Annotated in this window: 13 protein-coding genes; 5 read left to right on the top strand and 8 right to left on the bottom strand. The window is 69.5% G+C overall.

What is annotated here, in order from left to right:
• Positions 1-2,652: Kelch repeat-containing protein (locus KUTG_RS13505; RefSeq protein WP_043729229.1), on the top strand; the 2,652-nt coding region annotated here is incomplete at its 5' end.
• Between the two features lie 52 nt (positions 2,653-2,704).
• Here KUTG_RS13505 and KUTG_RS13500 read toward each other — a convergent pair.
• Positions 2,705-3,508 (bottom strand): lysozyme, encoded by an 804-nt coding sequence (locus KUTG_RS13500; protein WP_043717160.1) that lies wholly within the window; start codon positions 3,506-3,508, stop codon positions 2,705-2,707.
• A 169-nt stretch (positions 3,509-3,677) separates the two neighbouring features.
• Between KUTG_RS13500 and KUTG_RS13495 the strand changes: the two genes are divergently transcribed.
• The gene (locus KUTG_RS13495; protein ID WP_043717159.1) at positions 3,678-3,878 is read left to right on the top strand and encodes a type II toxin-antitoxin system antitoxin; all 201 of its coding nucleotides are present in this window, start codon (positions 3,678-3,680) and stop codon (positions 3,876-3,878) included.
• Position 3,879: 1 nt separating this feature from the next.
• Here KUTG_RS13495 and KUTG_RS13490 read toward each other — a convergent pair whose 3' ends face one another.
• Complete coding sequence (locus KUTG_RS13490; RefSeq protein WP_043717157.1) at positions 3,880-4,920, bottom strand: protein kinase family protein; 1,041 nt, start codon at positions 4,918-4,920, stop codon at positions 3,880-3,882.
• 171 nt (positions 4,921-5,091) lie between these two features.
• Entirely contained in the window at positions 5,092-9,093 is a 4,002-nt protein-coding gene (locus KUTG_RS13485) for a discoidin domain-containing protein (protein ID WP_084579287.1), read from the bottom strand.
• Between the two features lie 208 nt (positions 9,094-9,301).
• Here KUTG_RS13485 and KUTG_RS13480 point away from each other — a divergent pair, with 208 nt between their 5' ends.
• Positions 9,302-10,222 (top strand): patatin-like phospholipase family protein, encoded by a 921-nt coding sequence (locus KUTG_RS13480; protein WP_052396579.1) that lies wholly within the window; start codon positions 9,302-9,304, stop codon positions 10,220-10,222.
• On the opposite strand, the gene KUTG_RS13475 is transcribed toward KUTG_RS13480, so the two are convergent.
• Positions 10,141-10,707 carry a TetR/AcrR family transcriptional regulator gene (locus KUTG_RS13475; protein ID WP_052396578.1) on the bottom strand — a complete coding sequence of 189 codons (567 nt, stop codon included), beginning with the start codon at positions 10,705-10,707 and terminating at the stop codon, positions 10,141-10,143. The two genes, KUTG_RS13480 and KUTG_RS13475, sit on opposite strands and share 82 nt — an antisense overlap.
• 445 nt (positions 10,708-11,152) lie before the next feature.
• Here KUTG_RS13475 and KUTG_RS13470 point away from each other — a divergent pair, with 445 nt between their 5' ends.
• The gene (locus tag KUTG_RS13470; RefSeq protein WP_043717153.1) at positions 11,153-11,875 is read left to right on the top strand and encodes a hypothetical protein; all 723 of its coding nucleotides are present in this window, start codon (positions 11,153-11,155) and stop codon (positions 11,873-11,875) included.
• Positions 11,876-11,882: 7 nt separating this feature from the next.
• Positions 11,883-12,791 (top strand): SAM-dependent methyltransferase, encoded by a 909-nt coding sequence (locus tag KUTG_RS13465; protein WP_043717151.1) that lies wholly within the window; start codon positions 11,883-11,885, stop codon positions 12,789-12,791.
• Between the two features lie 6 nt (positions 12,792-12,797).
• Here KUTG_RS13465 and KUTG_RS63490 read toward each other — a convergent pair whose 3' ends face one another.
• The 4 genes from KUTG_RS63490 to KUTG_RS13445 all read right to left on the bottom strand — a co-directional run bounded on the left by KUTG_RS63490 (position 12,798) and on the right by KUTG_RS13445 (position 18,308).
• A complete protein-coding gene (locus KUTG_RS63490; protein WP_232240786.1) occupies positions 12,798-14,081 on the bottom strand; it encodes an alkaline phosphatase family protein in 1,284 nt (427 codons plus the stop codon).
• A gap of 140 nt (positions 14,082-14,221) precedes the next feature.
• Positions 14,222-16,069 (bottom strand): ArnT family glycosyltransferase, encoded by a 1,848-nt coding sequence (locus KUTG_RS13455; RefSeq protein ID WP_043717149.1) that lies wholly within the window; start codon positions 16,067-16,069, stop codon positions 14,222-14,224.
• A gap of 41 nt (positions 16,070-16,110) precedes the next feature.
• Positions 16,111-17,265, bottom strand: a complete 1,155-nt coding sequence (locus tag KUTG_RS13450) for a sensor histidine kinase (protein WP_304413666.1) — start codon at positions 17,263-17,265, stop codon at positions 16,111-16,113.
• 311 nt (positions 17,266-17,576) lie between these two features.
• Positions 17,577-18,308, bottom strand: coding sequence for a response regulator transcription factor (locus KUTG_RS13445; protein WP_043717148.1), 732 nt, complete (start codon positions 18,306-18,308; stop codon positions 17,577-17,579).
• Positions 18,309-18,565 lie beyond the last annotated feature (257 nt).

The following is an 18,565-nucleotide window of genomic DNA, read 5'->3' as shown; positions in this document are numbered from 1 at the left end:
CAGACCGTGACGGAGAACTTTGCCCTCACGGTCATCCCGACAACCACGATCTCCGGTGTCGTGCGGGACGGCTCCGGCCACGGCTGGCCGCTCGCGGCGCAGGTCCAGGTGGCCGGGCAGCCGACGACGGCCGTGCACACCGACCCGGTCAGCGGCCGCTACGTGCTGTCGGTGCCGCAGGGTGCCGCCTACACCGTGCAGGTCGACCCGGCCTATCCGGGCTATCTCCAGGATTCCCAACAGGTCCAGGTCGGCAAGGCGGCCGTCGGGCACGACGTCGGGATCAAGGTCGACCCGGTGACCTGCGGCGCCCCGGGCTACGACAACAAGTTCAGCGGCCGGACGGAGCCGTTCGACGGATCGTCCACACCGGACGGTTGGACGGTGCGCAACGACGTGCCCGGCAGCCGGCCGTGGTCCTTCGACAACCCGGGTGGCCGCACCAACGCCACCGGCGGCAGCGGCAACTTCGCCATCACCGAGAGCAATCTCGACGGCGGCGACCAGGACACCACGCTGACCAGCCCGGTGTACGACCTCAGCGGGGCCACGAACCCCACGCTGACGTTCGGCACCGACTTCGAGGCGTACGCCGACAGCATGAACGCCTCGGCCGAGTACACGGTGGACGGCGGCGCGAACTGGACGCCGGTGTGGCGGCAGAACACCCAGGACGCGGCGGGCAAGCAGGTGCTGCCGCTGCCGGCGGCGGTCGGCAGGTCCGCGGTCCAGGTGCGCTTCCACTACGTCGAGCGGAACTTCGGCTTCTGGTGGGAGGTCGACGACGTCTTCGTCGGCGACCACGCCTGCGCGCTGACGCCCGGCGGCATCGTCACCGGCCACGTCACCGACAAGGTGGCTGACGTCCCCCTGTCCGGAGCCACCGTGACCAGCGTCGACGCCGCGGCCGACAAGACCACCACCGGCGTCGACGGCGAGTACTGGTTCTTCTCCACGCAGACCGGGACGCACCCGATCAGCGCGGCGGCGACCAACTACGTCACCGCCACGAAGTCCGCCACCATCACGCCGGACAGCGTGACGCCGCAGGACTTCTCGCTAGACTCGGCCCGGCTGACCGTGAACACCACGGCCATCAGCAAGAGCGTTGCCTGGCAAGGAAATTCGACCGCCTCGGTCAAGGTGACCAACACCGGCTCCGCGCCGGCCGACGTCCGCCTCGACCCTCGTCCCGGCGGCTACACGCCGGCCGCACAGGTCTCCGCGCCGTTGCAGAAGGTCAAGGGCAACTTCAGCACCGGTCCGCTGCTGGGCAAGGCCTTGACCGCCGCGCCCAGGGACACCTCGCCGTCCGCCGCGTCCTGGTCGGCCGTGGCCGACTACCCGACGAAGATCATGGACAACGCAGCCGTCGCCGTGAACGGCAAGATCTACTCGTTCACGGGGCTGAACGGCACCGACCTGACCACCAAGAACTACGTCTACGACCAGGGCACCCAGTCGTGGTCGCCGATCGCCGACCTCAAGGAGGCGCGCGAGAACCCGTTCGCCGTCGCCATCGGGACCAAGGTCTACCTGGCCGGCGGCTGGGGCGTCTCCGGGCCGCCCAACGGCGACCTGGAGATCTACGACACCGCCACCAACACGTGGACCACCGGTGCCCCGATGCCCAAGGCGTACTCGGCCATGGGCAGCGCGGTCGTCGGCGGCAAGGTCTACGTCATCGGCGGCTGCCTCCAGGACTCCTGTGGCGTCAAGGACGTGCAGGTCTACGACCCGGCCACCGACACCTGGTCGGCCGGCCCGTCGCTGCCGATGGCGTTGAGCTGGACCAACTGCGGCATCATCGCCGGCACGCTGTACTGCGCCGGCGGCGCGAGTGGCCTGGACTACGTCGGCGCCGGTTTCGGGCTGAACGTGAAGACCGGAACGTGGTCACCCATCGCCAGCCTGCCGGTGTCGGTGTTCGCGGCCTCCAGCACCGTCGCGAATGGACAGTTGCTGGTGTCGGGCGGTATCCAGGACGGCAGCCTCACCAATGCCGGCTACGCCTACGATCCGTCCACCAACGCATGGAACCCGTTGCCCAACGCCAATGCCACGCTGTTCCGTGGCGGCAGCGCCTGCGGGTTCTACCGGATCGGCGGCTCGGCCGGCGGCTTCAGCCCGACCACGCAGGACCAGTTGCTGCCCGGCTACGACCAGTGCGGCGAGTACGTGTCGATCCCGTGGATGTCCGTCACGCCAACGGATCCCGTGACGATCGCGCCCGGCAAGTCGGCCAGCTTCACCGTGAAGCTGGACGCCGCGTCGCTGACCCAGCCCGGCGCCTACACGGCGTCGCTTGAGGTGGCCGCCGTCGTGCCGCACCCGGTCGCGGCGATTCCTGTCACCTTCACGGTGAAACCGCCCTCGACCTGGGGCAAGATCACCGGCACGGTGACCTCGGCGGCGTGCAAGGGCGGGACGCCGCCGATCGCCGGCGCCACCGTGCAGATCGACACCTGGGCGGCGTCGTACACGCTCAGGACCGACGCCAACGGGAATTACGTGCTGTGGCTGGACAACCGGAACAACCCGCTGACGCTGATCGTCGCGCGGGACGGCTGGCAGCCGCAGACCCGGCAGGTGAAGATCACCAAGGGCAAGTCGGTCACGGCCGACTTCGCCCTGAAACCGGTGTCCTGCTGACGTTTCCCCGAGGAAGGCCCCCGCTTGCAGTGAGCGGGGGCCTTCCCTTGTGTCACGGGGTGTTGTTGGCCAGCGCCACCAGGCGCGTCGCCGAGCCGTTGAACTGGTCCTGGTCGCCGGGGAAGGTGCCGCTGTCGGCGAACTGCCAGAACGTCCACGTGCCCCAGCCGGCGGGCAGGGTTCCCGGGCTGCTGCTGTAGCGGGCGATGAACAGCGGGTTGGTCTGGCTCAGCCCGCTCCAGTTGCCGGTGCACTTCGTCCACCAGTCGGTGGTCGTGTAGACCGTCGCCCAGCGGGTGGTCTTGGCGTGCAGCTCGTTGTTGAACGACGTGATCCAGCTGCGCATGGAGGCCTGGGACAGGCCGTAGCACTGGTCGCCGCTGGGGGCGTACTCGATGTCCAGCATGGGCGGCAGGGTCTTGCCGTCCTTGGACCAGCCGCCGCCGTGCGCGACGAAGTAGTCGGCCTGGGCCGCGCCGGTGGACGTGTTCGGGCGGGCGAAGTGGTAGGCGCCGCGGATCAGGCCCGCGCCGTAGCTGCCGTTGTACTGGTGGGCGAAGGTCGGGTCGGTGTAGGTGGTGCCTTCGGTGGCCTTGACGTAGGCGAACTTCGCGCCCTTGGACGCCACCGACGCCCAGTCCACGTTGCCCTGGTAGTGGCTGACGTCCAGGCCGGGCAGGCCGGCCAGCGGGGCGAAGCCGCCGCCACCCCCGCCCTCGTGCTTGGCCACCTGCGAGCCCGCCCAGTGCATCGCGGGGTCGTCGGGGTCCGTGGCCGCGTTCGCGGTGACCGCTGTGGCGGCCGTGGTGACGAGTAGCAGGCCGGCCAACACGCCGGCGATTCGACTGGTGCGCATGTGCGACTCCCCAGGTCCGGCGCGGCCGGCAGGGGTGTGCGGCCGCGTTGATCGCATGGTGGCCGATCAGCAACCGCAGGACCAGAGTTTCGGTGAATTAGTCACCTTTCGGGGAAGGTGATATCTACATGCTAGAGTGGGAGTATCACTCGTCAGCAGAGGGGGTGTCGTGGCCGAGCGCAAGGGTGTGCTGCTCAGGTTGGATCCCGCCGTCCACGACGCGCTGGCCCGCTGGGCCGCCGACGAGCTGCGTAGCACCAACGCCCAGATCGAGTTCCTGCTCCGCAAGGCCCTCGTCGACGCCGGCCGCATGCCGTCCGGTGTGGGCGGCATTCCCCGCCGCGGACGCCCACCCAAGGAACAGTCGTGAGTCAGAGGTCCTCGGGATACCGGGCCTGGCTGGCGTCCTGGCGGAACCGTCGGTAGAAGTCCGTCATCGCCACGGCCACCGGCGCGTGCCGGGTGAGGATCGCCTTGATCCCTGGTGGGGTGTTTTCCGGCGGGTTTCCTTCGGCGCACGCCCGCATGCACGCTGTGAAGTCGTCTCCCCGGTAGCCGTACAGGGCGACGATGAGCCACATCACCAGATGCGTGGCCGCGTAGCTCCGGTCGTAGCTCTGGTGCTCGGCGACGAAGTCCGCCTCGTCCTTCGCCAGGTCGAACCGTGACGAGATGGCCAGGCCGTAGTCCGCGAAGTACAGCCGCTCGCCGTCGGTCAGGATGTTCTGGAAGTGGGCGTCGAAGTGCAGCAGCCCTTGGCTGTTCATGAACTCGATGCCCGCCTCGAGTTCCTTCTCCACCATCGCGCAGGACTGCTCCACCGCCTCGCCTTTCACCTGCTCGTCCAGCCAGTTGTGCAGGTTGTGCGGGATGTACTCCAGGAACAGCGCGATGCTCGCCGTCGAGTCCCGTACCGCCTCGGTCCGGCTCCGCACCTCCGGCGCGCCTCCCCAGTGGGCGACCACCCGCTCCACATCGGCCAGCTCTTCCGGCAGCTCCTGTTCGGGGTGTGTCAGCACTCGCCAGTGGTACATCAGCGGGAAGCCTTCGTACTCCCCGGCGAGCACCCAGTTCGTCGTCATGACCTGAACCGCCAGCTCCCGCCAGGCCCCGAACCCCGTGCTGCCGATGAGCCCCACCCCGTAGTGGCAGAAATCCGGCAGCTGGAACAGGTTCGCCGTCGACCGGCTGTTCTCCGGCTCCCTCTCCAACTCCGTCAGCCGCACCCGCTTCACGAACACCGGCGTGCCGTCGACCTCCAGCAGCGCCGTCGGCCCCCCGACGCCCGCCCCCAGCGGCTCCGCCGCGTCCACTATTTCCCGCAGCTGCTGGTCACTGCACAGCGCCAGCGCCGTCGACACCCCGCCGTAGGCCGCCAGCCTCGCTTTTCGCGCCGAATCAAACCCCTCCACCCGCGCCCCCTTCGCTGTCGGTGATCGCACCCGCCCGCCGACTCTACGTGAAAGATCGACACCCAACCCGCCCCTCGCGGGGGCATGGGCAGGCCCCCGGAGCCGGGGGCGCCGGGGGCCTGTCTGGGAGCGGGTTTCGGTGTGCCGGCGAGCGGGACTCGCCGGGGTGGGTTAGTTGCGGGTTATGGTGAAGGTGCTGGTGGTGTTCTTGATGTCGATGAAGTTGTTGGACAGCTTGAGGTTGGTGAAGGTCACCGAACCCACGGCGGGGCCCTGGCCGGCTTCGGGGAGCTCGTTGGCCCAGATGCCGAAGCCGGACTTGGCGTTGAAGGCGTCACCGGACTGCTGGGCACCGCTGATGGAGACGTTGGTCAGCACGGTGTCGGTGATGGGTTGCAGCGGCGACCCGCCGACGTAGTCGGTCTGGAACATGATGCCGCTGTAGGTGGGGCTGACGATGTCGACGTCGCTGATCCGGATGCCCTGGTATTTCTGGTTGGCGGAGAACATCCAGATGCCGGGGAAGGTCTGCGCGCCCCAGAAGTGGCCGCCGGCCCGGACTATGGAGACGTTCTGGATGGTGGTCGGGTCGGGGCCGAAGTCCTTCATCGGATAGCCGAAGTTCAGCGAACTCACGGTGATGCCGGCGTAGGTCAGCATGTCGGCCACGTAGAGGTTGCGGAACGTGTTGTCCTCACCGCCGTAGACGGCGAAGCCGGCGGCCCGCCAGGTGAGCACGGCCGAGAGGTTCTCGAACACGTTGCCGGTCTCGTTGCCGCCGCCGGCGTCGGTGGCGGCGAACATCGCGAAGCTGTCGTCGCCGGTGGACCGGGCCTCGTCGTTGACGATGTGGTTGTTGGAACTGCCGTTGGTCATGTTGACGCCGTCGGCGAAGGTGTCGCGGATCCGGGAGTTGGAGATGGTGATGTTCTGGACGTTCTGGCCCCAGAACAGGCACATCTGGTGCTCGATCCAGATGTTGTCCAGCGTCACGTTGCTGACGTTGGTCATGTTGAACACCTTGCCCGGGCCGTCCTGCCGGCTGTTCCAGTTGCCGAAGAAGGCGAGGCCGGACACCTTGGACCCGTTGGCGCTGCTCTGGATGTCGATGCCGACGTCGGTGTTGGTCTGGCCGCTCGGCGAGTTGAACCGGGTGTACCAGGGGCCGGCGCCGACGACGGTGACGGCCTTGCCGTAGAGCGTCAGCTTGGAGGTGATCGAGTAGTCCCCGGCCGGCAGGTAGACGCCGGTCAGTGTGGTGCTCTGCCGCGCGGTGTCGAGCGCGTTCTGCACGTCCTGCTGGGTGAAGCCGGCCGGCACGGCGTAGTGCGCCGGATCGGGGTTCGCCTGTGCGGTGGCCAGTTCCAGGTTGATGAAGTCGATCGCGAAGGTGCCGGAGTTCGACGCGTCCTTCTGCAACCGGATCTTGTGCCCGGCCGGCACGGTGGTGCCGAGCAGGACGTTGGCCTCGTCGTAGATGTGCCGCGGCGCGCCGGCGCCGGGGTCGTTGCCCGGCCCCGCCTCCGCGCCGTACAGCCACGCGTACTGCGAGGTCAGGCTGATCGGCTTGAGCAGGGTGCCGTCGACGTAGATGTCCAAAGTGGACGTCGTGCCGTCGGGGATGGAGAAGCGGGTGACGAGGGTGTTGGTGGCCTCGCGGGTGGTGAACTCGACCGAGGAGCCGGTGGAGTTCAGCGTGACGGCCTGCCGGCCGGACGCCTCGCCGGCGAGGTCGCCGATCGTCCGATTAGGACTCAGCATCGCCGCGCCGCCGCCGAGCACGCCGCTTTCCGCTTCGTACGAGTCGTACGGCATGTTGGCGCCGCGACCGACGAACAGGTTGCTGGTGCTGGTGTTGTTGGCCTGCTTCACCGGCAACTCGTTGGCGTCGTTGGCCACTGTGGTGGTCACGGTGTAGTTGCCGTTGGCCGCGGTCCAACTGCCCACGCTCACCGGGCTGGCCGTCGCGCCGGCGTTGATCACGCCGCTGAACGAGCCGGTCAGGGTGGCCACGGTGGATCCGCTGGAGGCGTCGGCGACCTTGACGGTGATGCCGTGCGCGCCGCCGGCCGATGCGACCGTGCCCTGGTTCTTCAAGGTCACCGAGAACTGCACCGGGTTGCCCGCGGACGGGTTGCTCGGCGTCCAGTTCGTGGTGGCCACCAGGTCGCTGCTCTGCACCGGCGTCACCACGAGCGCGGTGGGGTTGGTGTAGGAGTTGTTGTTGTCGTTCTGCTCCACGACCTTGTTGGACTCGTCGACCTTGGCCGTCAGCTGGTACGACCCGGCGTCGCGGGTGCCGATGGACGCCGACACGGTGCTGGACGCGCCCGCGGCCAGCGCGCCGACCTGCGCGGTGCCGACCTTGGTGGCGCCGAGGTAGAAGTTGACGTCCGTGGCCCCGGCGGCCAGCGGGCCGACGTTCTTCACGGTCGCGCTGGCGGTGATCGAGTCGGTCTCCACCGGCGACGCTGGCGTCCACGCCGAGCCGGTGATCGTCAGGTCCGGGTTGGGCGCGGGCACGCCGAACACCTGGAACTCGGCCGCCTGGCCGCCGCCCGCGCCGGAGTTCGCCGTGAACTTCAGCTGCACGTCGGCGACGCGCGCGGACACCGGGATGCTGACGGAGTTGCCGGAGGCCGGGTCGAACGAGTACGAGCGAGCCGCCACCAGGCTGGTGAAGCCGGATGCGCTCTGCTCGCGGCCCAGCACCTCGATGGTCTGCGTGCGCGGACCCCAGATGCTGGCCGGATTCAGCTTCACCACCACGGAACTGGTGTCCGCATTGGACCCGAGCTGGGTGGTCAGGGTCTGCGGGTAGGTGCCGCCCGCACCTTCCCAGTACGTGGTGGTGTCGTTGTCGTTGGCATTGGCGGCCACGAAGTTCAGCGTCGTCGACGAGGCGGTGATCGGCTTGCCGACGGCCAGGTTGGTGCCCGGGTCGCCGGTGCCGGTCCCGGTGCGGGTAACGCTGTTGCTGTTACCCGACTGGTTGCCGGCGGCATCGTGCGCCCGTACGAAGTAGGTGACGGTCGCGGTGTCCGGCTGGCTGTCGGTGTAGGTCAGCGTGGTGCCGGAAACGCTGGTACGCAACGAGTTGTTGGCGTAGACGTCATAGCCGGTGACCGCGGTGTTGTCGGTCGAGGCGTTCCAGGTGAGCTTGATCTGCCCGGACGCCGGCTGCGTGTACGCGAGGCCGGTGGGCGCGGTCGGCGGCTGCGTGTCGCCGCTGCTCGGGCCGTACACCTCGAACTCCGAGACCTGGCCGGCCGGCCAGCCGGTGTTGCCGGTGATGTTCAGCCGCAGGTACCGGGTGGTGACCGGGGTGTAGTTGATCGTCACGGTGTTGTTGGACGCCGGGTCGAAGGTGTAGCCGGCGGACGCGACGATCTGTGAGAAGTTGGCCCCGTCGGTGCTGCCCTGCACGGCCAGCGTCTCGGTGCGGGCGCCCCAGCCGGAGGTCGGCAGCTTGAGCACGATCTGCGTGCTGCTGACCGAGGCCCCGAGGTCGACCTGCAGCCACTGTGGGAAGGCGTTGTTGGTGCTTTCCCAGTAGCTGCCCTGGTTGCCGTCGTTGGCGTTGCCGGGCGTGTAGTTCTGCACGGAGCCGCTGGCGGTCATCGCCTTGCCGGTGGCCAGGTTGGTGGCGTCGACCGCGGCCGGCACGACCTCGAGGTCGGACAGCTGGGCCTGCGAGCCGGCGGAGTTGCCGGTGATCTCGACGCGGACGAAACGGGAGAGCTGGGTGCCGAAATCGACCCGGACCGTGTTGTCGGACTGTGGGTCGAACTTGTACGGCTTGGCGCCGACGAGGGTGTTGTAGCCCTGGCCGTCGTCGCTGCCCTGCACGGCGAGGGTCTCGGTGCGGCTGCTCCAGCCGGCCGGGACCTTCATGACCACGCCGCCGATGCGGGTGATCTTGCCCAGGTCGACCTGCGCCCACTGCGGGAACGTGGCGCCGGAGCTCTGCCAGTAGGAGTTGCGGTCGGCGTCGGCGATCTTGCTGGCCGGCTGACCGGTGGTGGCGCTGCTCGCCGTGACGGTCGGGGACGTCGCGGCGGTGCCTGAGGCGGTGGTCGGCGCGCTCGCGGCGAGCGCCGGCCCTCCCATCGCGAGCAAGGCGAGACCGAGCAGCGCGGCTGCCAGTCTCGGCGCAGGTCGGGGTGCGCGCATCGGGTGGTCTACCTCTCGTCCGGTGGCAGGGGTGATGGCGAGAAGGCCGGTTCTTCCGAGCTGATGCCAGGAATTAACGGCAGCCTGTTAAGTTTTTGCGTGACAGGGTTCACACTGTTACAGACCGGTGTCGACTCCGTCAACGGCCAGTTGGGGCCGGGCGCGGGTGCTCCCGGCGGCCGGGCGGGTGAGCTGGCACGATGCGGCGGTGGATCGGATCCTGTTGCCCGCCCCGGTCGGGTTCGTGCTCGGCGGTGGCGGCAGTCTCGGCGCGATCCAGGTCGGCATGCTGCGGGCGCTCGCGGACCACGGCATCGCCCCCGACCTGGTCACCGGCACGTCCGTCGGCTCGGTGAACGGCTCGCTGGTGGCGCTGGACCCCGAGCATGCCGCTGACCGGCTGACCGAGATGTGGGCCGGCATGACCCGGGCCCGCGTGTTCCCCGGCGGTCCGCTGGCCCAGCTGCGCACGCTGCGCCGCGAGCGGACATACCTGTTCCCCAACACGGGGCTGGTCGACGTGCTGACCGAAGGTCTCAAGGGCGCCAAGGACTTCGCCGAGTTGACGCTGCCGTTCGGGGCCGTCGCGGTCGACGCCGTGACCGGTCTGCCGGTGCTCATGACGTCGGGCGAGCTCGTGCCGGCCATCGTCGCCTCGGCGGCGATCCCTGGCATCTACCCGCCGGTGCGCCGTGAGGAGCGGGTGCTCTACGACGGCGGCGTGCTGGCCAACGTGCCGATCCGGCAGGCGCTCGCGATGGGTGCGAAGTCGTTGGTGGTGCTGGATTGCACGTTCCCCGGCCATCTACCGGAGGTGCCCGGCTCGCTGGCCGAGACCCTGTTGTTCTGGGCAACCTTGGGCATGCGCAACCAGGCCGTGCTGGAGGCGGATCTTGCCGCCGCGGCCGTGCCGGTCGTCTACCTTCCCGGCGCCCCGGTCCAGGCCGTCACGCCGCTGGACTTCGGGCACACCGCCGATCTGATCGAGTCGTCCTATCAGGCGTCGATGGAATTCCTTGCGGGGCTGGAGATCGTGGGCCCGGGCCTCTACGGCGGGCCTGCCGGCGCCGTCGAATCCACGTCGATCAACACCTCGGCGGCGGAGCGAGCGGAGTCGAACGGCTCGTAGTCGTGCAGGGTGGTGCTCAGCGCCGTGGCGCCCTCGTACAACGTGATCAGCTGACGCCCCAACAGTTCCGGGTTCCGTACGCCGGCCTCGGCGGCGAGGGCGACGATCTTGGCCAGCACCACCCGCTTGTGCTCGACGATGACCTCGCGCGCCGCGTGATCGGTGGTGGGCAGCTCCACGGCGGCGTTGTGCAGCGGGCAGCCGCGATAGTCGACGTTGTCCGGCGGCCGGGTGAACAGGCCGAGCAGGCGCTCGCGCGGCGAGAGGTCGGCCCGGTCCAGATGGCGCTCGCCGGAGGTGCCGTGCGCGCTCACCCGCCGCAGATAGGCCGTGACCAGGTCGTCCTTGCTGCCGAAAAGCTGGTAGAGGGTGCGTTTCGACACTCCGGCCGCGTCCACCAGCTCGCCGACGCCGGTGGCCAGGATGCCGTTGCGGTAGAACAGGCGCGTCGCCGTGCTCATGATGCGGGCGCTCGGCGGTTCCATCTCCACGGCCGTGATGGTACCGATCGTTACCGGTAGATGCCACTTGCCATTCCGGTACCGATCGGTTTACAGTCGCCGGACCGGTGAGTTGGAAATCAAAACCCACCTCGGATGGGCACTTGCACACCCACGTGACGGCACCCGCCCGGTTCGTCGAGGTTGGCGGCGGGCGACTGGCCGGTCTTCGACGTCGCCGGCGTCGGCCGCTCCGACGGCACGACGCCGGAACGCTTCGGGGACTGTGCCGACCAGGGCGAGTGCCCGACCTACGCCTGCAACGAGATTCCGACGCTGGGCGGCGAATTCGTATCTGCGTCAGCAGCACATTCCGAATGTGGCAGCTGATCATCTACCCCAATGCCGGCCACGCCGCGCACTACCAGCACCCCGAGCTTTCCGTGGCTCACACCCGGCTTTTCCTGGATTCGCACACCGAGGAGAACTGATGGCCGACCTGCTTGCTTCCGTGCTCGACGCGCACGGCGGCCTGGACGCCTGGCGGTCGGTCGAGGGGATCACCGCCGCCGTGACCATGGGTGGTCCGTTCTGGCGGCGCAAGGGGTGGCCGACGCCGACCGTCGAGTACACCATCGACATCGACCCCGGCGGCTGCACGCCGAGCTTTCCCCGTTCACCGCACCGGATGTCACCCTCCGGCTCGACGGCGATCGGCGAACGCGTCGAGCTCCTCCGCCAGGCGCCGTTCGCCAGCAGGCTCGACCCCCGGCGTTCCTTCGACGGCCTCACGGCGGAATCCTCCTGGGACGATCCCCTTCGCCTCGGCTACTTCATCGGCTACGCCATGTGGAACTACCTGACCACGCCGCTGCTGTTCACGTATCCGGGCGTGACGAGCCGCGAACTGCCCGACCGCCGCGTCGAAGTCACCTTCCCGCCCTCCGTCGCCACCCACACCCCGACCCAGGTGTTCTACTTCGACGGGGACTTCCGCCTGACGCGCATCGACTACGCGGTCGCCGTCAACGGCAACTCGCTGGCGGCCCACTTCACCTCTGAGTGCCGCACCTTCGACGGCCTGGCCATTCCCACCCGCCGGGAGGTCTTCCGCCGCAGCCCGGACGGCGCCCCGGAGATCCGGGTGATCACCGTCGACATCCACGACGTGGTCGTCCCGGCGGGCTCGCGGGTGATCCACTCGGTGGCATAGTCGTGGCGTGACTTCCAACAGGCATGACGGTGACACCTGGGATCTGGCGTCCAGCGTCGGCGCGACGGCGACGATGGCCGCGGCGGCCCGGGCGGTCGCGAGCCGCGATGACGGGTCGCCGTTCAAGGATCCCTTCGCGGAACCGCTCGTCCGGGCCGTCGGCATCGACCTCCTGACCCGGCTGGCCGGCGGCGAGGAGTCGCCCGGCGAGCTGGTCGGCACGGTGTGGACCGACATGGCCAAGATCCGGGGCCGCTTCTACGACGAGTTCTTTCTCGACGCGGCGGCCGCGGGCGTCACGCAGGCCGTGATCCTGGCCTCGGGGCTGGATTCCCGCGCCTACCGACTGGCCTGGCCGGCCGGGACCGTGGTCTACGAGGTCGACCAGCCGCCGGTCGTCGAGTTCAAGACCCGCACGCTGGCCGAGTTGGGCGCCGCCCCCACCGCCGACCGCCGGGTGGCCGCCGTCGATCTGCGTGACGACTGGCCGGGTGCCCTGCGCGCCGTCGGCTTCGACCCGGCCCGGCCGACCGCGTGGAGCGCCGAAGGCCTGCTGAGCTACCTGCCGCCCGAGGCGCAGGACCGCTTGCTGGACACCATCACCGAGCTCAGCGCGCCGGGCAGCCGGGTGGCCACCGAGAACCGGTCCAACCCGCGTCCGGGCGACGACGAGAAGACTCGCGCCCGCCTGAACGCCATCTCCGCGCAGTGGCGGGAGCAGAGTTTCGACACCGACATGGCGAAGCTGCGCTACTTCGGCGAACGCAACGAGGCCGAGCCCTACCTCGCCGGCCTGGGCTGGACGCTGACCGGGGCCAGCGTCCAGCACCTGCTCGCCGCCAACGGACTTCCACCGCTGGTGGACGACGACCTGCGCATGGGCGATCTGCGCTACGTCAGCGGCGTTCTCGGATGAGCGGGCTCAGCCCCAGATGTCGGTGATCGGGGTGGCGTTGGCGGCCGCGCCGGCGTGGGGGAGGCCGTAGGCGTCCTCGATGGTGCGCAGGACGCTGTAGTGGTTGATGTTCTCCCCGAAGTTGCCGGTCTTCACGCCGGCGCCGGTGATGATCGTGGGGATGATGTTGGCGGTGGTGTTGTCGTCCTCGTCGAACGTCAGCACGAAGACGCTGTTGTGGGTCTTGGCCCACTGGATGTAGCCGTCGAGGTGCTGCTTGAGCCAGGTGTCGCCCTGTTTGACCGTTCCGTCGTGCATGTCGTCCTGGAGGTTGGGCACCACGAACGACACCGCCGGCAGCTTCGTGTAGTCGGTGGGGAAGCCGGTGAAGCGCAGGTTGGACGACGCGGGCACGTCGGCGAAGTCGACCCACGGGTTGTGCTTGCGGGCGTAGGTGCCGGACGTGCAGCCGGTGTAGCCGTCGCTGGGCATGCTCTCGGAGTAGCCGGCGAAGCCGATGCCGGCGGCGAGGGCCTGGCCGCCGAGGTCGGCGGTGGTGAAGGCCTTCTTCGGGCAGGTGTCACTGGTGACGCCCTGCATGCTGCCGGAGAACAGCGCCAGGTAGTTGGGCTGGCTCGGGTGCGAGATGGCGTGCGAGTTGGTGAAGTTCGCGCCGCTCTTGGACAAACCCGTGATGTACGGCGCGTTCGCGTTGCCGACGATCTCGCCCTGGGCGTGGTTCTCGTCGATCACGACCAGGACGTGGTCCGGGCGGGGCACGGCGGCCGCGGGGGCGAAGGCGGGGGTGATGCCCAGCACGGACTCGGCGGTCATCCAGTTGGCGGCGATCGCCTTCTGCGCGGGCGCCAGCGCGACCTCGCCGTCGCAGACGGCCTTCTTCAGCCGGTTCTCGACGGCGTCCTTGCTGTACGCGTTCTTCGCGCCGGCGTGCGGCTCGGGCCACAGGTTGTGCGGATCCCTTGGCGCGCCGCCGAGTTCGAGGGGGATGAGATGGTCCTCCTCGTAGTCGGACATGTTCGTGTCGCTGTACCCGTAGTCACTGATGCCCTGCTTCTTCAAGGCATTGGTGTACGAGGTCGGCGGGCGCACGGTGGCGGTCCAACCGGAGACGCAGATGGTCTTGTTGATGGTCGACGGCGTGACGTCGGGATTGGTGGCGCCCGGCGTGCAGGCGGCGTCAGGTAAGGGAAGCTTTGCCGTGGAACAGGTAGCGGCCTGAGCGGTGCCCGGCAGGGACAACCCCGCGGCGACAAGTGCCGCGATCAGGACGAGCGGGGAGAATCGGGACATCGAGAGCTCCTCGGGTCGACTCCCGGGAACGGTAGGCAGGTCACGGGTCGGCTGGGAACCGTCTGTTGTTCACAGAACGGTCCCCAGCCTGTGAATCGAGCGGCTCTCGCTGTCCACTGTGGACCGAGTTAACGCACTGTTCAGGAGCCGGTCCGCAGGTCGTACACCGTGGTGCCGCCGACCGTCTGGGCCTTGTAGTGGGCGGCGACCCAGGTCGCGATGTCGCTGGAGCCGCCGAAGCCACTGCCGCCGCCCCGACCGCCGGAGACGTAGTAGCCGATCTTGCCCTCGGCGACGTACTGCTGGAACCGGGCCAGGGTGGGGGCGGGGTCGCCGCCGTTGAAGCCACCGATGGCCATCACCGACTTGCCGGTGGCCAGGGCGAGCGGGGCCGAGGACATCGAGCCGTCAGTCGCGGCGGCCCACTCGGTGGTGGTGGCCTGGAGCAGGGTGACGAGGGCGGAATCGGTCTGGTCGGAGCCGCCGCCGAATCCGCCGTCGCCACCACCGTCGCCGCTACTGGTGGGGCCGGAGACGGGGATGGAACCGGTGTGGGGCGTGGCCGCGGTGGCGATGCCGAAGGCGCCGACGCCGAGCAGGCCGGTGATCGTCGCGACGAGGATGAGGCGGCGGAACTGGTTGCCCTGCAACAGGACCAGCGCGGCCACGGCGACACCGGCGACGAGGACCACCCAGCGCAGCCAGGGCAGCCAGGTGGAGTTCTCGGACAGGAGCACGAAGTCCCACACGCCGGTGACGGCGATCATGGCCGACAGCCAGGCCCGCACCGAGAACTTGGCCCGGCCGCGCCAGAGTTGACGGCCGCCGATGCCGATGAGGGCGCCGATGGCCGGGGCGAGGGCGACCGAGTAGTACGGGTGGATCGTGCCGCTCATGAAGCTGAACACCAGCCCGGTGACGAGAAGCCAGCCGCCCCACAGGATCAGGGCCGCCCGGGTCTGGTCGGTGCGGGGCGCCCGGCGCGTGAACCACAGGCCGGCGACCAGGGCGAGGAGGGCGGCGGGCAGCAGCCAGGAGATCTCGGTGCCGAAGGCCTGGCCGAACATGCGGGTGATGCCGGCGCTGCCGCCGAACGACAGGTTCCCGCCACCGGCCCCACCGCCGCCGCCGAAACCGCCGCCGCCCCCGTTGCCGGAGCCGCCGAAGATCCGGCCGAGGCCGTTGTAGCCCAACGCCAACTCCAGCAGGCTGTTGCCGGTCGACCCGCCGATGTACGGCCGCGAGGACGCCGGCCACAGGTCGACCAGCGCCACGTACCACCCGGCCGACGCGATCACCGCCAGCAGCGCGCCGCCGAGGTGCACCACCCGACGCCACAACGTCGTCGGGGCGGCGACGAGGTACATCAGGCCGAAGGCCGGCAGCACCAGGAAGCCCTGCAACATCTTGGTCAGGAAGGCGAAGCCGATGGCCGCCCCGGCCAGCGCCAGCCACCGGAAGCTGGCCTTCTCCGTCGCCCGCACCACGCAGTAGGCGCCGGCGGTCATCAGCAGCACCAGCAACGCGTCCGGGTTGTCGAAGCGGAACATCAGCACGGCGACGGGCGTCAGGGCCAGCGCCGCGCCGGCGGTCAGACCGGCCCCGGCGCCGAACCGGCGGCGCACGGCGGCGTACAGCAGCCAGACCGACAGCACGCCCTCGATGGCCTGCGGCGCAAGCAGACTCCACGAGCTGAAGCCGAAGATCCGGGCCGACAGCCCCATGATCCACAGCGCCGCGGGCGGCTTGTCGACGGTGATGATGTTGCCGGGGTCCAGCGACCCGAACAGCAGCGCCTCCCAGTTCTGGCTGCCGGCCAGCGCCGCCTGGGCGTAGAAGTCGTTGGCGTAGCCCGAGGCGCTGAGGTCCCACAGGTACAGCACGGCGGTGCCCAGCAGTAGCAACACCAGCGCCGGCCGCTGCCAGCCGGGCCTTCCGGGAGCGTCGGCCGCCGGCGTGGCCACCGGCCGGGTCATCGTCGAAGTCATGGCCCCAGCCTCCGGGGAGGCGCTGTGCCGCCTGTGTGGGATCACTGTGCGGCAGCTGTGAGCCGTACCGTGAACACGGTCCGTCCCGACCGGCTGTCCAGGGCGACCTCGCCGCCGTGCGCGGAGACGATGGCGGCGACGATCGACAGCCCAAGCCCGGTGCCTCCGGACGCCCGTGACCGCGAGCCGTCGCCACGGGCGAAGCGCTCGAACACTTCCGGTTGCAGCGCAACGGGAATCCCCGGACCGTCGTCGGAGACGGTGAGCACCACCTCGCCGGGGTCGCCCTCCACGATGCCCGTGACAACGGTCGTTCCCGGCGGCGTGTGGGCTCGGGCGTTGCCCAGCAGGTTGAGCAGAACCTGGTGCAGCGCCTGGCCATCGCCCAGCACGGTCACGGGCTCGCCGGGAATTTCCAGCTGCCACCGGTGATCCCGGCTCGTCACCCGGGCATCGCTGACGGCGTCGACCACCAACCGCGACAGGTCGACGGGTTCGGACGCCAACGGCCGTCCCGCGTCCAACCGGGCCAGCAGCAACAGTTCCTCGACCAACGAGGTCATTCGGATCGACTCGGACTGGATCCGCCGCATCGCGTGCGACACGTCCGGCGGCACCTCGTCCGAATACCGCCCGGCCAGTTCGGCGTAACCGCGAATGGAGGCCAGGGGAGTGCGCAGTTCATGGCTGGCGTCGGCGACGAACTGCCGGACCCGGGTCTCGCTTTCCTGGCGGACGTTCAGCGCCGAGGCGACGTGCCCGAGCATCCGGTTCAGCGCCGCGCCGACCTTGCCCACCTCGGTGCGGGGATCGGTGTCCTCATCGGGAACCCGTACCGACAAGGCGACTTCGCCGCGATCCAGCGGCAGGTCGCCGACCCGGGTCGCGGTCGCGGCCACCCGGTCCAGCGGCCGCAGCGCGGCCCGGATGATCACCGCGCCGGCGGCGGCCGCGACCACCAGCCCGGTGGCCGCGATGGCCAGCAGCGCGATGTTGATGCTGTCCAGCGTGCTGTCCACATTGGACAGCGGAAGGCCGGTGACGGTGGTGCTGCCCTGCGACGAGGACGAGATCAGCTGGTAGTCGCCGCGACCGGGCAGGCTCATCGTGACCGGCAGGCCGTTGGCCGGCACGTCCGCCAGCACGGCCAAGGTGTCGGAATCCAGCGCCTGCGGGCAGATGTCCCTGTCCAGCACGATGCCACGGCCCGAGTGCCCGCCGCCGGTGATCGCGCCGATCGAACCGGGGCCTTTTTTTTTGCGGCAGCACGTCCGGCGGCGAGCCCTTGCCGCACCGGTCCTGGTTCTGGCCCGGCCCGCCGAAGGGGCCGCCGTGGTCGTCCGGGGCGTGGCTGCGGCTGTCGGCGTCCCTGAGCTGGTTGTTGAGCTGGGCCACCAGGGTCTGCCGGATGAACACCTCGCCGATCAGGCCGATGGCCAGCGACACCACCGTGAGCAGCAGGACGACCGCCACGACCAGCTTGCGTCGCAGCGTCCAGCGCCTGCGGTCAGCCCGTGGGGCGGAGGACATAACCGGCGCCGCGCATGGTGTGGATCATCGGTTCCCGGCCGGCGTCGATCTTCTTGCGCAGGTAGGAGATGTACAGCTCGACGATGTTGGCCTGGCCGCCGAAGTCGTACTCCCACACCCGGTCCAGGATCTGGGCCTTGCTCAGCACGCGGCGCGGGTTGCGCATCAGGTAGCGCAGCAGCTCGAACTCGGTCGCGGTCAGCTGGATCTCCGTGCCGCCCCGGCGCACCTCACGGCTGTCCTCGTCCAGCGTCAGCTCGCCCACCACCAGCTGCGAGCTCGTCGCCGAGGCCACCGAGTTGGAGCGGCGCAGCAGCGACCGCACCCGCAGCACCAGCTCCTCCACGCTGAACGGCTTGGTCACGTAGTCGTCGCCGCCCACGGTCAGCCCGGCGATGCGGTCCTCGACGGCGTCCTTGGCCGTCAGGAACAACACCGGCACCTCGGGCTGCTCCAGCCGCACCCGGCGCAGCACCTCGAGGCCGTCCATGTCCATGTCGGGCAGCATGATGTCCAGCACCACGGCGTCCGGGCGGAACTGCTTGGCCTCACGGACGGCACTGACTCCGTCCGCGGCGCAGCGCACCGCCCACCCCTCGTAGCGCAGAGCCATGCTCACCAGTTCCGCGAGGGCCGTCTCGTCGTCCACCACGAGCACCCGCAGCTGGCTGCCGTCCGCGCGCCTGAGTTCGCCGTTCATGGCCTCCATCCTGTGGCCGGCTTCTTTGCGTCTCCTGAGCGGTTCCTGTGTATCACCTGTGCGGCTTGCTCACAGGATGTGCGCCTGCGCACAGCTGGTGCACAGGGCCGGTGGCCAGGGTGGCAGTCACAGAGTCCGAACGCAGGAGGACGACGATGGACACCCAACAGCCCGCCGAAGGCGGCCCCGAGCCGGTCTGGGGTGCCGCGCCGCAGCCGGCCCCCGAGCAGCCCAAGCGGTGGTCGGCCGGCAAGACCGCCGCCGTG

The organism is Kutzneria sp. 744 (assembly GCF_000568255.1).
Lineage (GTDB): Bacteria > Actinomycetota > Actinomycetes > Mycobacteriales > Pseudonocardiaceae > Kutzneria.
Note: the sequence above shows the minus strand (reverse complement) of the source record. Positions and strands in the feature narration are given on the sequence as shown.

Excerpts from the sequence above, each read along its gene's own strand:
- KUTG_RS13500 (WP_043717160.1), bottom strand. The coding sequence starts at position 3,508 with ATGCGCACCAGTCGAATCGCCGGCGTGTTGGCCGGCCTGCTACTCGTC.
- KUTG_RS13485 (WP_084579287.1), bottom strand. The coding sequence starts at position 9,093 with ATGCGCGCACCCCGACCTGCGCCGAGACTGGCAGCCGCGCTGCTCGGT.
- KUTG_RS13475 (WP_052396578.1), bottom strand. The coding sequence starts at position 10,707 with ATGGAACCGCCGAGCGCCCGCATCATGAGCACGGCGACGCGCCTGTTC.
- KUTG_RS13470 (WP_043717153.1), top strand. The coding sequence starts at position 11,153 with ATGGCCGACCTGCTTGCTTCCGTGCTCGACGCGCACGGCGGCCTGGAC.
- KUTG_RS63490 (WP_232240786.1), bottom strand. The coding sequence starts at position 14,081 with ATGTCCCGATTCTCCCCGCTCGTCCTGATCGCGGCACTTGTCGCCGCG.
- KUTG_RS13455 (WP_043717149.1), bottom strand. The coding sequence starts at position 16,069 with ATGACTTCGACGATGACCCGGCCGGTGGCCACGCCGGCGGCCGACGCT.
- KUTG_RS13445 (WP_043717148.1), bottom strand. The coding sequence starts at position 18,308 with ATGGAGGCCATGAACGGCGAACTCAGGCGCGCGGACGGCAGCCAGCTG.